Here is a 13365-nt window from a genome sequence, read left to right as displayed (position 1 = left end):
GGGAGCCCCGTCTCCCGGTTCCGGCCGGTCCCTTTCTCGGGTTCCGGCCGGTTCCCCTCGAGTTCCGGCCGGTTCCCCCGGCGGGTTCCGGGCGGCCTAGTCTGGACGCCATGTCAGCGATCCGTCTCCTCGTGCTGGGCTCGGTGCGCCAGCACGGGCGGGCCCACGGCTACCAGGTGCGCAACGACCTGGAGTACTGGGGCGCCCATGAGTGGTCCACCGCCAAACCGGGCTCGATCTACCACGCCCTGAAGCAGATGGCGAAGCAGGGACTGCTGCACGCGCACGAGATCGCCCCGTCCACCGCCGGCGGCCCGCCCCGCACCGAGTACGAGATGACCGAGCGGGGCACCGAGGAGTACTTCCGGCTGGTGCGCGAGTCGCTGACCGCCTACGACCAGAAGATGGACGTCAAGTCGGCCGCCATCGGCTTCATGGTGGACCTTCCGCGCGCCGAGGCGGTGTCGCTGCTGAGGGAGCGGATCCGGCGCATCGAGGAGTGGCGCTCGGCCGTCACCGAGCACTACGTGCCCGAGCAGGGCCCGGAACAGCTCGGGCACATCGGCGAGATCATGAACCTCTGGATCCACACGGCGGACGCCGAGGCGGAATGGACCCTGGGCCTGATCACGCGGATCGAGGGCGGAGCGTACACGTTCTCCGGCGAGGGCGAGCCGTTCGTCGGTGTCCTCGCGGACGACGCGGAGAACCCGTACGCGACGGGGGAGCGGCACCCCGGGGACAATCGCTGATCAAGTTTGACGAGTGTGATCGGGCGCGTTACGTTGGAGTGGTAGTCAAGTTTGACTAGACGAGGGGATGCGGGGGCTCGTGACATGACCGACGCGGCGATCACCGTCGAGGACGTACACAAGAGGTACGGCGACCGGCAGGCACTGGGCGGGCTCGACCTCACCGTGGCCCGCGGCACGGTGCGCGGAGTGCTCGGCCCCAACGGTGCCGGCAAGACGACTCTGGTCAGGATCCTGTCCACGCTGCTGCGGCCCGACTCGGGCAGGGTCGAGGTGGCCGGGTACGACGTGGTGCGCCGGGCCCGCGAGGTCCGCCTGCGCATCGGTCTGCTCGGCCAGCACGCGGCACTGGACGAAGGGCTGGGCGGCCGCCAGAACCTGGAGCTGTTCGGCCGCCTCCACCACCTGGGCGCCCGCCGCGCGCGCACGCGCGCGGACGAACTGCTGGAGCGCTTCGAACTCGGCGACACCGGCCGCAAGCCGGTGCGCGCCTACAGCGGCGGCATGCGGCGCCGTCTGGATCTCGCCGCGTCCCTGATCACGGAACCGGAGGTGCTGTTCCTGGACGAACCGACCACCGGGCTCGACCCGCGCGGCCGCGCCGAGGTGTGGTCCGCGGTCCGCTCCCTGGTCGGCGGCGGCACGACGGTCGTGCTCACCACCCAGTACCTGGAGGAGGCCGACCAGCTCGCCGACCGCATCTCGGTCGTGGACCGGGGCCGGGTCGTCGCCGACGGCACCGCGGACGAACTGAAGGCGCTCACCGGCGGCGACCGCATCGACGTCGTCCTGCGGGACGCGGGCCTGCTGGGTGCCGCGCTCGCCCTGCTGCCCATGGCCAGGGAGCAGATCACCGTCGATCCCGACCGCAGGCTGCTCAGCGCCCCGGTCACCGACCGCATGGCCGCCCTCTCCACCGTCGTCCGCGCCCTGGAGGAGGCCGGCCTGCAGGCCGAGGACGTGGCCCTGCGTCGCCCCACGCTGGACGAGGTGTTCCTGTACCTGACCGGGCAGGACGACCGCACGAAGGAGGCCGTGTGAGTACGTACGCGCTGACCGATTCCTGGACCATGACCCGGCGCGAACTCGCCCACTGGGCACGGCAGCCGGGCCGGCTGGTCGTCGGGCTCGTCTTCCCGGTGATGCTGCTGCTGATGTTCGCCTACCTCGTCGGTGGCGGCCGCGAGGTGAACGGCGACTACCTCGACTACCTGATCCCCGGCATGCTCGCGCTCACCATGGCCTTCGGACTCGAGGGCACGATGCTCGCCGTCACCCAGGACCTCGACAAGGGCGTCATCGACCGCTTCCGCTCGCTGCCGATGGCCGACGGCGCGGTCCTGGTCGGCCGCTCGGCCGCCGACATGCTGCAGTCGACGCTGGGCCTCGCGGTGCTGATCGGCGTCGGGTACGCCCTCGGCTGGCGCGCCCAGGGTGGTGCCGGTGCCTTCCTGGGCGCCGTGGGTCTCCTGCTGCTGCTCCGCTTCGCGATGCTCTGGATCGGCATCCTGCTGGCCCTGGTGGCCGGGAAACCGGAGATGGTCCAGGCCGTGCAGATCCTCATCTGGCCGGTCGGTTTCCTCTCCAACGCCATCGCCACCCCCGCGTCCATGCCCGGCTGGCTCGGCACGGTCGTCGAGTGGAACCCGATGTCCAGGACGGCGACCGCCGTACGCGACCTGTTCGGCCAGGCGGGGGTGACCGACAGCCTCTGGCCGGCCGTGGTCTGGCCGCTGGTCCTGCTCGCCGTCTTCTTCCCGGCGGCGGTGCACAGGTTCGGGCGCATGAGCCGCTGACATCAGTGATGGAAGCCGGTGGCCGCCCCCTTGTCCCGGGTCTGCGGGTGCGGCTGCCGGCGCAGCTCCGGAAGCAGCCGCGTCAGGTCGTCGACGAACAGGTCGGCCAGGTCCGACGAGAAGCCGTTGCGGCACACGATCCGCACGACGGACAGATCCTCGCGGTTCGGCGGGAAGGTGTACGCCGGCACCAGCCAGCCGTGCTCACGCAGCCGCCGGGAGACGTCGAAGACGTCGTACGACTCGACATCCGGGGCCGTGGTGAAGGCGAGGACGGGCAGTTGGTCGCCCCGGGTCAGCAGCCGGAAGTCGCCGAGCGCCTCCACTCGGTCGGCCAGCCCCCGGGCGATGTCCCGCGTGGAGCGCTGCACGGCCTGGTAACCCGAGCGGCCCAGCCGCAGGAACGTGTAGTACTGCGCGACGACCTGGGCGCCGGGCCGCGAGAAGTTCAGCGCGAAGGTCGGCATGTCGCCGCCCAGGTAGTTGACGCGGAAGACCAGCTCCTCGGGCAGGGCGTCCTTGTCGCGCCACAGGGCCCAGCCGACACCGGGGTAGACCAGTCCGTACTTGTGCCCGGAGGTGTTGATCGACGCCACGCGCGCGAGGCGGAAGTCCCACACGAGGTCCTCGTCCAGGAAGGGCGCGATCATCGCGCCGGACGCCCCGTCGACATGCACCGGCACGTCCAGGCCGGTCCGCTCCTGGAGGGCGTCCAGGGCCGCGCACAGCTCGGCGATCGGCTCGTAGGACCCGTCGAAAGTGGAGCCGAGGATGCCGACGACCCCGATGGTGTTCTCGTCGCACAGGTCGGCGGCGGCCTGCGGGTCCAGGTGGAAGCGCTCGCCCTCCATGGGCACCAGGCGGGCCTCGACCTCCCAGAAGTTGCAGAACTTCTCCCAGCAGACCTGGACGTTGACCCCCATGACCAGGTTCGGCCTGGCGGCCGGGTCGGCGGCGCGTTTGCTCCACCGCCGCTTGAGGGCCATCCCGGCCAGCATGCACGCCTCGCTCGACCCGGTCGTCGAGCAGCCCACGGCCGCCGACGGATCAGGCGCGTTCCACAGGTTGGCGAGCATGGCCACGCAGCGGCGCTCCAGCTCCGCGGTGCGCGGGTACTCGTCCTTGTCGATCATGTTCTTGTCACGGCACTCCGCCATCAGCAGCCCTGCCTGCGGCTCCATCCACGTGGTGACGAAGGTGGCCAGGTTCAGCCGGGAGTTGCCGTCCAGCATCAGTTCGTCGTGCACCAGCTGATACGCCGTCGAGGGCGGCGTCGGGCCGTCCGGCAGCCGGTGCTTGGGCGGTGCCTCGGTCATACCGCCGACCGGGTCCGCCTCGCCGTAGAAGGGATTCACGGAGCGGGAGCGTTCGTCGGCCTTGGCAAGGCCTTTGTGCAGGGCCATGGGATTCTCCTGTCGGGGCTCGGGCTCGGGCTCGGGCTCGGGCTCGGGGCTCAGGGCTCGGGGGTAGCGGTCTGCGGTTGGCGGTCTGCGGTTGCGGGGTCGGCGTCCTCCCCGCTCCTTCATCGGATCGAAGGGTCTGATCGGTTCACCGGATCGCCGTCCCGTCCTCCCGCAGCCGCATCTGCGGCCTGCCGGTCACCAGCAGCCAGGCCGGCAGCGAGGCGATGCACAGCAGAGCGATGATCGAGGGGGAGGAGACCAGGACGGCGGCGACGAACAGGCTCACCCAGCCCTGCCGGGTGATGGCGAGGAGCACCCCGAGCACGCCCGTCGCGACCCCCACCGCGGGATGCACGGCGGGCACGAGGGCGTGGGCGGTCAGCCCGAGGGCGGCGCCCACGAACACCGCCGGGAAGATCCGTCCGCCACGGAAGCCGCAGGACGCGGCGACGAGCAGCGCGGCCAGCTTCACCACCGTCATCGTGGCGAACTCCCCGGCCGTCCAGCCCTCGGGATCGTGGGCCAGCTCATCGACCTCGTCCAGCCCCTTGAAGAGCGTCAGGTGGCCGCCCAGCGCCGCCAGCAGTCCCAGCACGACCCCGCCGGCCGGCAGCACCAGCATGGGGTGCCGCAGCCGCGCGAAGGCGCCGTGGACGTACGGGAAGGCGCGCACGGCGGTCATGCCGAGCAGCGCGCCCACGGAGGCGACCACCATCGCCGACAGCAGGTCGTCCCAGTCGGGCTGCCCGAACGACGGCAGCCCGAGGTCGAAGCTCGGCCGGGCCACGAGGGTCGTCGTCATCGAGCCGGCCGCGGCCGCGACGAGCGGCGCGAAGACGTTGTTCCACAGCGGCCCCTCGGTCTGCCGCCCGGCCAGCGCCTCGGAGATCAGCAGCGCCGCCGCGACCGGCGTGCCGAACAGCGCCCCGATCGTCGCGGCCTCCGCCAGCACCGGCCACACCCGGTCCGGCGCCCGCGGCAGCAGCCGACGGCCCAGCCAGTACGCCAGCCCCACGTTCACCGCGATGACCGGGTTCTCCGGGCCCAGGCTCGGCCCGCCCGCCAGCATCAGCATGGTCGCCAGCAGCAGCCCCGGCAGCACCACGGGCGGCAACACGGGGGCGTCCAGGCCGGTGGTCGCCGGATCGGGGCCCGCGTGCCCCGGCACCTTCCACACCACCAGACCGACCGCGATGCCGGTGGCGGTGAGGACGACGAACATCCACAGCACCGAGTAGCGGCCCACCCCCAGGGCGTCCGGCAGGTTCTCCCACAGCACGTTCTGCAACTGTCCGGCCAGTGCGCTCACCAGCAGCAGGAGCAGGCTCGCCAGCACACCGACGACCAGGGCGGGCAGGATCGAGGGCAGCAACGCGCGCGCGGAGCTCGCCGGAGAGGGGGGCGCCTGCCGCGCGGTGTCGTGAGCCACGGGCTCACGATAAGCGGGCAAAAGGGGCATTGCCCGGGGAGTGCCGCCGGGGGAGGGGGCGCCGCCGACGGCGAGGGAGGGGCGGGCTTGCACCTCACGCCGCGTGAGGGCCCATCGTGGAGGACGAACCCGGAAGGGAGAGGACGAAGTGAGCTACTCCGTGGGACAGGTCGCCGGCTTCGCCGGGGTGACGGTGCGTGCCCTGCACCACTACGACGGCATCGGCCTGCTCGCCCCGAGCGAGCGCAGCCACGCGGGCCACCGGCGCTACAGCGACGCCGACCTCGACCGGCTGCAGCGGATCCTGTTCTACCGGGAACTCGGCTTCCCGCTCGACGAGGTCGCCGCCCTGCTCGACGATCCGCAGGCCGACCCGCGCGCGCACCTGCGCCGCCGGCTCGACCTGCTGAACGCCCGGATCGAGCAGCTGCAGAAGATGGCCGCGGCCGTGGAACACGCCATGGAGGCACGTGAGATGGGCATCGAACTGACCCCCGAGGAACGCTTCGAGGTCTTCGGGGACAAGGATCCCGAGCAGTACGCCGAGGAGGCCGAGCGGCGCTGGGGCGGCACCGAGCCGTACGCGGAGTCACGGCGCAGGACCGCCCGCTACACCAAGGACGACTGGCGGCGCATGCAGGCGGAGGCGGCCGACTGGAGCGGACGCTACGACGCGCTCGTGGCGGCCGGTGAACCACCCACCGGCGAGCGGGCCATGGACATGGCCGAGGAACACCGGCAGCACATCAGCGGCTGGTTCTACGCGTGCTCCCACGCGCTCCACCGGTCCCTGGGCGAGATGTACGTCACCGACGAGCGGTTCAAGGCCTTCTACGACTCCACCCGCCCGGGTCTCGCCGAGCACCTCAAGGAGGCGATCACCGCCAACGCGGCCCGGCACACGCCCGCGTAGGGCCCCGGCCCGGGGTCACTCCCGGGCCACGACCACCGCCGTCCCGTACGCGCACACCTCGGTGCCCACGTCGGCCGCCTCCGTGACGTCGAAGCGGAACGCGAGGACGGCGTTGGCGCCACGCGCGCGTGCCTGCTCCACGAGCCGGTCCATGGCCTGGTTGCGGGTCTCCACGAGCGTTTTGGTGAGGCCCTTCAGCTCGCCGCCGATCATCGACTTCAGCCCCGCTCCGATCTGGCTCCCGAGGTGCCGCGAACGCACCGTCAGTCCGAAGACCTCACCGATGACCTGCTCGACCCGGTGTCCGGGTACGTCGTTGGTGGTGACGACCAGTACGTCCGGCTGGGGCCCCTGGCCGCCGCCGTAATCTTCTATACCCATGCTCACAGGTTTGCCCGAGCGGGCTCACAGTGCATCCTGGGGACCCCCATGGAACCTGGGGCGGACACATGACGTTGATAGCTTTGTGCGGCCGTAGAAGGACGCTGAACTCCCTCACCCCCGTCAGGAGCCCGGAACCGTGACGACCCTTGCCCTCGGACCGAGCTGGCTGGATCCCGATTACCTGCTGGACAGCTTCGGCATCTGGGGCCTGCTGCTCATCGTCTTCGCGGAGTCGGGCCTGCTCATCGGCTTCTTCCTGCCGGGTGACTCGCTGCTGTTCACCGCGGGCCTGCTGATCACGTCGGGCCAGCTGGACTTCCCGCTGTGGGCGGCCATCGTCCTGATCTGCGTCGCCGCGATCCTGGGCGACCAGGCGGGCTACATGTTCGGCAAGAAGGTGGGGCCGTCCCTCTTCACCCGCCCGGACTCCCGCCTCTTCAAGCAGGAGAACGTCACCAAGGCGCACGACTTCTTCGAGAAGTACGGCCCCAAGTCCCTGGTCCTGGCCCGCTTCGTGCCCATCGTGCGCACGTTTACGCCGATCATCGCCGGCGTCAGCGGCATGCGGTACCGGTCCTTCCTGATCTTCAACGTCCTCGGCGGCGTCCTGTGGGGCGCGGGCGTGACCCTGCTCGGTTCCTGGCTGGGCAACATCGACTTCGTCAAGAAGAACATCGAGCCGATCCTGCTCCTGATCGTCCTTCTCTCGGTGGTCCCGATCATCGTCGAGTTCCTCCGCGCCCGCTCCCAGTCCAAGAAGAACCCCCCGCAGGCCGAGCCCTCCGCGCAGCCGACCCCGACCCCGGCCCCGGCCATGGACGACGCCACCACCCGACTCCGCCGCATCGAGGACCACGACCCGTACGGCGACCAGGGGCGGAACCAGTACCAGGGCAGCGACCAGAACCGGTACCAGGGCAGCGACCAGGACCAGGACCAGTACCAGGGCGAGTACCAGGGCGACTACTACGGTCAGCAGTACCAGCAGCAGTACCCCCAGCAGCAGCAGTACCCCCAGCAACAGCAGTACCCGCAGCAGCAGTACCCCCAGCAGGACTGGCAGCCCCAGTCCCAGCCGCAGCAGCAGCAGAACGGCCAGTACCCGCACAACCAGGGCTACTGAAACGCGACCGCGGGCACGGGAGGTCCGCCGGGGCCGGCCCCGGCGTCAGAACCCCCGTGTCCGCTTGGCGGCCCGCCGCTTCTCCGCGGACCCGATCCGCAGGAACAACCGCGAGATCTCCGACCCCAGGTTCACGCCGATGGCGATGGCCATCGCCAACGCGGCCGCCTTGGTCAGGGAGACCAGCCCCGCGTCCACCTCGTTCTGCGCGATGGCCAGCAGCCCGAAGTACGTGGCCGAACCGGGCAGCAGGGGCCCGATCGCCGCGGTCGTGTAGGGCAGCGCGGACGCGAACCGGTACCGCGACAGCAGCTGCCCGAACAGCCCGACCACCCCCGCCGCGACGGCGGTGGAGGCCACCGGCGAGATGTCACCGGCATAGTGCATCGCGCCGTACACCGACCAGGCGACGCCCCCGTTCAGCGTCACGGCCAGCACGGTGGACCGCTCCTGCTGGAGCAGTACCGCGAAGGTCAGCGACAGCAGCATCGACGCACCGATCTGCCACAGCGGCCGCTTGGTGATGCCCAGGTAGGCGTCGGGGTTGAGATGGGCGCCCAGCTGCACGCCGAGGTAGAGCATGACCAGCACGCCGACGACGATGCCGACGAAGAAGTACATGACCTCCAGCAGGCGGGCGGCGGCGGTGATGTAGAAGCCCGTCAGACCGTCCTGGACGCCCGCCACGAGGGCCCGCCCGGGCAGCAGCGCGAACAGCCCACCGGTGATGACGGCGGACGCCTTCACGTCGACGTGCCCGAGCGTCAGCGCGATGCCTATCGCGGCGGGCGGCATCGCGGCCACCAGGAACTGGTAGAACTCCGGCAGCCCGCGTCCGGCGCACAGCCACGCCAGCCGGTCGCCGAGCATCGCGCCGATCGCCGCCGCCACGAACACGGTCAGGTCGCCGCCGACGAGCACCGAGGCCGCGCCGGCCAGCAGCCCGCTCGCCGAGGTCAGCACCCAGGTCGGATACGGGTGCCGGTTGCGCCGCATCTCGGCGAGCCGCCGGTACGCCTCCTCCAGCGAGATGTGCGTCTCGGGGTCGCTGAGGGCGTCGACGAGGTGGAAGACGGACGCCAGCCGGGTGTAGTCGGTGCCCCGGCGCCGCACGGTCCGTGAGGCCGTCACCGGGTCCTCCACCAGGGAGGGCTGGTACGAGATCGACAGCAGGGTGAAGGTGACGTTCGGCTCGCAGCGGTCGAGCCCGTAGGAGCGGCAGACCGCGAACATCGCGGCCTCCACGTCCTCGGCGCCCTCCCCGCCCGCCAGCAGCAGCTCGCCGATGCGCAGCGTCAGGTCGAGCACCCGCGGGACGGCCGGGCCGCCCTCCTCCGCCTTGGGCGGCGGCTCCGGCGCGGGCCGCTCGGCCACCGGCATGCGCAGCATCGTCCGCATCCGGTCCTGCCAGGGCACGTCCTTGGTCAGACTGACCACGGGAAAGCCCTCGGCGGGCGTGAAGGCGGGCGGGGCGTGCCGCGAGCTGTACGTCCTCGGCGGGCTGAACGCCGACCCCTCGGACTCACCCCCGGCCGGCTGCGCGACGTCCAGTCCGACCGGAACGGCGAACTCCGACGTGGTCTCCGACTCGCCCCCGCCCCTGGGGACGGCCAGTCCCCGCGGGATCGCGAACTCGGAGGTGATCTCCGGATCGAACGTGCCCCTCGCCTCGTCCGACTGCGGCTTGCGGTCCTCCGCCTCCGTCACTGGGCAACGCTCCCTGAACGACACATTCCGTAGACCTCGGTATGAGCACCGACGTACACGCCTCGACGTACGCGTACCGACATGTGCGTACCCACGGGTGCGACTGACGTATGCCCGGGAACGCGCGCTTACCGACATCCGCGCCCGACACGCGGGAGGGCCGCACGCGTGCGTGCGGCCCTCCACGGCCCCTCGGGGCCGAACGACTCAGTGACCGCCCTGGTCCTTGAAGCGCTTGTACGACCGCTCGATCTCGGCCTCGGCGTCGGTGCGGCCCACCCAGTCGGCGCCCTCGACGGACTTGCCGGGCTCCAGGTCCTTGTAGACCTCGAAGAAGTGCTGGATCTCCAGCCGGTCGAACTCCGACACGTGGTGGATGTCCCGCAGGTGCTCCACGCGCGGGTCCGTCGACGGGACGCAGAGCAGCTTGTCGTCGCCGCCGGCCTCGTCGGTCATGCGGAACATGCCGATCGCGCGGCAGCGGATGAGGCAACCCGGGAAGGTCGGCTCGTCCAGGATGACCAGCGCGTCCAGCGGGTCACCGTCCTCGCCGAGAGTGTTCTCGACGAAGCCGTAGTCGGTCGGGTAGGCGGTCGAGGTGAAGAGTCGACGGTCCAGGCGGATCCGACCGGTCTCGTGGTCCACCTCGTACTTGTTCCGCGAACCCTTCGGGATCTCGATCGTGACGTCGAACTCCACCGGTGGCTCCTCCATGATCAGCACATAGTTCTGGTGGTTAAGTGTCCCTCACGCAGGTGTGTGATCGCGAAAGGGGCTGGTGATCGTGCCCGAGCTGAGGCCTTGGCGGGCCGCGAGACCGCACGTGGTGCGGGTCGCGGACGCCGTACGACCACGTCTGGCGCGGGTCGCCGGGGCCGTGCGGCCCCGTCTCGCGCGCGCGGCGGCGGCCGCCGGGCCGCGGGTCGCACGGCTCAGGCAGGCGGTGAAACCGCAGCTCACGCTGATCACGAGGCCGAGGCCCGGCCGGACCTGGCAGTACACCGCGGGTGCGACGACCGCCGGACTGGCCCTGGCCGTCGGCGTGGCGACCGCCGCCGGCCCCTGGGACTCCTCCGGCCAGCGTACGGCCGAGCGGGACCGGGCCGCCGCACTGGAGCGGGTGGGTGGCGCAGATCACGGCCGCGGGACCGAAGCGTCCGATACGTCCGGCACGGCGGCCGGGGCGCCGAGGCCCGCACCCAGCGCCGCGTCCGTCCTGGCCGGCCTCGGCGGCGCGACGACCGCCGTGAAGTCGGCCCCCGGCTCCGCCGCCCTCACGCGCGTCCTCGGCCCGCTCCTCGCCGACCCGGCCCTCGGCACCCGTCGTACGGCCGCCGTCGTCGACGTGACCACCGGCAAGCGGCTCTACGGCAGCGGAGCCGACGACGCGCTCACCCCGGCCTCCACCACGAAGATCGCCACCGCGGTCGCCGCGCTCACCGCGCTGGGCGCCGACCACCGTCTCACCACCCGCACCGCCCTGGAACCCGGCACCGGGGAGGTCGTCCTCGTCGGCGGCGGCGACCCCACCCTCACCGCCCGCGAGACCCCCGAGGGCTGGGCCGACCTGCACACCCTCGCCGCCTCCACGGCCACGGCCCTGAAGAAACGCGGCATCACCCGGGCGACGCTGTCGTACGACACCACCCTGTACGCCGGCACCGAAGTTCACCCGATCGGAGTCAACCCGAACCTGGCCCGGGTCACCGCCCTGACCGCCGACGAGGGCCGCGCGGACGGCTCGACGAGCGGCCCGGCGACCCGCGTGCCCGACCCGGCGGCGGACGCGACGAGGAAGTTCGCGGACTTCCTGGGGGCGTACGGGATCAAGACGTCCGCGCCCGGACCGTCGAAGGCCTCCGCCCGTGCGCAGACGCTGGCCACGGTCGCCTCGCCCCCGCTGGCCTCGCTCGTCGAGCGGATGCTGACCAACAGCGACAACGACATCGCCGAGGCGCTCGCCCGCCAGACCGCCCTCGCGACCGGGGTGCGCGCCGACTTCGCCGGCGCGGGCAAGGCGATCCGCACCCAGCTGGGACGGCTCGGACTGCCGCTGGACGGCGTCGACTTCAGGGACGGCAGCGGCCTCGACCGGAACGACAGACTGACCGCGAACCTCCTGACCGCGCTCCTCGTCAAGGCCGGCGACCCCGCGCGCCCCGACCTCCGCCCCGTCCTCACCGGCCTGCCCGTCGCCGGCTTCACCGGCACCCTCAGCACCCGCTACACGGACGGCGCGGCCGGTGTCGTCCGCGCCAAGACCGGCACCCTGACCGGCGTCAACACCCTCGCCGGCACGGTCGTCGACCGCGACGGCCACCTCCTGGCCTTCGCCGTCCTCACCGCGAACACCACCGACCCGGCCGCGGCCCAGACGGCCCTGGACCGGGCCGCCACGGCCCTGGCCGCCTGCGGCTGCGGCTGAAGCCGGCCCGTCCGGCGTCCGGTCACCGCCCGCCCGCCCCCGACCGAGGGCCACGCCGACCCGGACGCCGACCCTGAGGCATCCCCCACTCCCACCCCACGCCCTGCCCGCAACGGCACCCCTCACGTACGGTTGACGCATGACGAGCATCGGTGGTGCCTCTTCCGGGATGGTCGACTGGAACCTCGCGGTCGCGACCGCGACCCGCCTCGTACGGCCAGGCCCGGAGGTGAGTCGCGACGAGGCCCGCGCCGTCGTCGCGGAACTGCGCCGGCACGCCAAGGTCTCGGAAGGACACGTCCGGGGCTTCACTCGTCTGGGCACCGAGGAGATGCACGACACCCCCGTCCTGGTCGTCGACCGTCCCGGCTGGATCCGGGCGAACGTGGCCGGCTTCCGGGAGCTCCTCAAGCCCCTCCTCGACAAGGTGGAGGGACGCCGCAGCGGCAACGCGGTCCTCGGCGCGGTCGGCGGCAAGGTCACGGGCGTCGAACTCGGCATGCTGCTGTCGTTCCTGTCCTCCCGCGTCCTCGGCCAGTACGAGACCTTCGCCCCCGCCACCCGCGAGCTGCCCGCGGGTGCCGACGGCGGCGGGCGGCTGCTCCTCGTCGCGCCGAACATCGTGCACGTCGAACGCGAACTCGACGTGAGCCCCCACGACTTCCGCCTCTGGGTGTGCCTGCACGAGGAGACGCACCGCACGCAGTTCTCCGCGGTGCCCTGGCTCCGCGACCACCTGGAGGGCGAGATCCAGTCGTTCTTGGCGGAGACGGACGTCGACCCCATGACGTTCCTGGAGCGGATCAGGGAAGCGGCCCAGTCCCTCGTCGGCGGACGACCCGAGGGGGAGGAGGACGACGGCGGCCGTTCCCTGGTCGAGCTGGTCCAGAGCCCCGCCCAGCGGGAGATCCTCGCCCGGCTCACCGCCGTGATGTCCCTCCTGGAGGGCCACGCCGACTTCGTCATGGACGGGGTGGGCCCGGAGGTCGTGCCGACCGTCGCCGAGATCCGCGAGAAGTTCCAGCAGCGTCGCGCCAGGGGCGCCTCGCGGCTGGACATGGCCCTGCGCAGGCTGCTCGGCCTGGACGCCAAGCTCAGGCAGTACAAGGACGGTGAGCGTTTCGTGCGGGCCGTCGTCGACCAGGTCGGCATGGACGGCTTCAACCGTGTGTGGACCTCGCCGAACACCCTCCCCACCAAGGCCGAGATCGCGAAACCGGCGGACTGGGTCGCCCGGGTGCACCGCAAGGCGGACTCCTGAACCGCTGAGCCGGTGGTGAGCACGACGGCGGACGGGAACCGAAAATCGGCCGACGGCAGGAGAATGCCTTCGCAATCACCCGTCCGAGGGACCGTGAGTCCCCATCAGGCGTGCAATGCTCGGGGAACGGCCCGGTTCTGTCACCATCTACACACTCTGCGTGACCGACCTC

At 71.6% G+C, this 13365-nt stretch carries 12 protein-coding genes; 7 read left to right on the top strand and 5 right to left on the bottom strand.

Going from position 1 to position 13365, the window contains the following annotated elements:
• Positions 1-110: 110 nt before the first annotated feature.
• From ACGFQC_RS09380 to ACGFQC_RS09370, 3 genes are all read left to right on the top strand, one after another.
• The gene (locus tag ACGFQC_RS09380) at positions 111-752 is read left to right on the top strand and encodes a PadR family transcriptional regulator (protein WP_363087385.1); all 642 of its coding nucleotides are present in this window, start codon (positions 111-113) and stop codon (positions 750-752) included.
• Between the two features lie 84 nt (positions 753-836).
• Complete coding sequence (locus ACGFQC_RS09375) at positions 837-1793, top strand: ATP-binding cassette domain-containing protein (RefSeq protein WP_363087384.1); 957 nt, start codon at positions 837-839, stop codon at positions 1791-1793.
• Positions 1790-2548, top strand: a complete 759-nt coding sequence (locus ACGFQC_RS09370; RefSeq protein WP_363087383.1) for an ABC transporter permease — start codon at positions 1790-1792, stop codon at positions 2546-2548. The genes ACGFQC_RS09375 and ACGFQC_RS09370 overlap by 4 nt, the downstream gene beginning before the upstream one ends.
• Before the next feature lie 2 nt (positions 2549-2550).
• On the opposite strand, the gene ACGFQC_RS09365 is transcribed toward ACGFQC_RS09370, so the two are convergent.
• Together ACGFQC_RS09365 and ACGFQC_RS09360 are read right to left on the bottom strand one after the other, a co-directional pair.
• A complete protein-coding gene (locus tag ACGFQC_RS09365; protein ID WP_363087382.1) occupies positions 2551-3951 on the bottom strand; it encodes a glutamate decarboxylase in 1401 nt (466 codons plus the stop codon).
• A 145-nt stretch (positions 3952-4096) separates the two neighbouring features.
• Complete coding sequence (locus tag ACGFQC_RS09360) at positions 4097-5380, bottom strand: ion channel protein (protein ID WP_363087381.1); 1284 nt, start codon at positions 5378-5380, stop codon at positions 4097-4099.
• Between the two features lie 148 nt (positions 5381-5528).
• Between ACGFQC_RS09360 and ACGFQC_RS09355 the strand changes: the two genes are divergently transcribed.
• Complete coding sequence (locus ACGFQC_RS09355; RefSeq protein ID WP_363087380.1) at positions 5529-6293, top strand: MerR family transcriptional regulator; 765 nt, start codon at positions 5529-5531, stop codon at positions 6291-6293.
• A gap of 15 nt (positions 6294-6308) precedes the next feature.
• Here ACGFQC_RS09355 and ACGFQC_RS09350 read toward each other — a convergent pair whose 3' ends face one another.
• Complete coding sequence (locus ACGFQC_RS09350) at positions 6309-6674, bottom strand: YbjQ family protein (protein WP_086771861.1); 366 nt, start codon at positions 6672-6674, stop codon at positions 6309-6311.
• Between the two features lie 139 nt (positions 6675-6813).
• Between ACGFQC_RS09350 and ACGFQC_RS09345 the strand changes: the two genes are divergently transcribed.
• Entirely contained in the window at positions 6814-7800 is a 987-nt protein-coding gene (locus ACGFQC_RS09345) for a VTT domain-containing protein (protein ID WP_363087379.1), read from the top strand.
• Between the two features lie 45 nt (positions 7801-7845).
• Here the strand turns inward: ACGFQC_RS09345 and ACGFQC_RS09340 are convergent, their stop codons facing one another.
• Both ACGFQC_RS09340 and ACGFQC_RS09335 read right to left on the bottom strand, forming a co-directional pair.
• Complete coding sequence (locus ACGFQC_RS09340; protein ID WP_363087378.1) at positions 7846-9507, bottom strand: threonine/serine exporter family protein; 1662 nt, start codon at positions 9505-9507, stop codon at positions 7846-7848.
• Between the two features lie 207 nt (positions 9508-9714).
• Entirely contained in the window at positions 9715-10206 is a 492-nt protein-coding gene (locus ACGFQC_RS09335; protein WP_007452023.1) for an inorganic diphosphatase, read from the bottom strand.
• Between the two features lie 79 nt (positions 10207-10285).
• On the opposite strand from ACGFQC_RS09335, the gene dacB reads away from it, so the two are divergent.
• Both dacB and ACGFQC_RS09325 read left to right on the top strand, forming a co-directional pair.
• The gene (gene dacB, locus ACGFQC_RS09330; RefSeq protein ID WP_363092834.1) at positions 10286-11932 is read left to right on the top strand and encodes a D-alanyl-D-alanine carboxypeptidase/D-alanyl-D-alanine-endopeptidase; all 1647 of its coding nucleotides are present in this window, start codon (positions 10286-10288) and stop codon (positions 11930-11932) included.
• Positions 11933-12071: 139 nt separating this feature from the next.
• The gene (locus tag ACGFQC_RS09325; protein ID WP_363092833.1) at positions 12072-13193 is read left to right on the top strand and encodes a zinc-dependent metalloprotease; all 1122 of its coding nucleotides are present in this window, start codon (positions 12072-12074) and stop codon (positions 13191-13193) included.
• Positions 13194-13365: the final 172 nt, after the last annotated feature.

It is taken from the genome of Streptomyces sp. NPDC048734 (assembly GCF_043198675.1).
Taxonomy (GTDB): domain Bacteria; phylum Actinomycetota; class Actinomycetes; order Streptomycetales; family Streptomycetaceae; genus Streptomyces.
The sequence above is the reverse complement of the archived record's forward strand: the minus strand, read 5'-3'. Positions and strand labels throughout refer to the sequence as shown.

What these genes read in the sequence shown, in the direction of transcription:
- ACGFQC_RS09380 (WP_363087385.1), top strand. Translation starts at nt 111, where the DNA reads ATGTCAGCGATCCGTCTCCTCGTGCTGGGCTCGGTGCGCCAGCACGGG.
- ACGFQC_RS09375 (WP_363087384.1), top strand. Translation starts at nt 837, where the DNA reads ATGACCGACGCGGCGATCACCGTCGAGGACGTACACAAGAGGTACGGC.
- ACGFQC_RS09365 (WP_363087382.1), bottom strand. Translation starts at nt 3,951, where the DNA reads ATGGCCCTGCACAAAGGCCTTGCCAAGGCCGACGAACGCTCCCGCTCC.
- ACGFQC_RS09350 (WP_086771861.1), bottom strand. Translation starts at nt 6,674, where the DNA reads ATGGGTATAGAAGATTACGGCGGCGGCCAGGGGCCCCAGCCGGACGTA.
- ACGFQC_RS09325 (WP_363092833.1), top strand. Translation starts at nt 12,072, where the DNA reads ATGACGAGCATCGGTGGTGCCTCTTCCGGGATGGTCGACTGGAACCTC.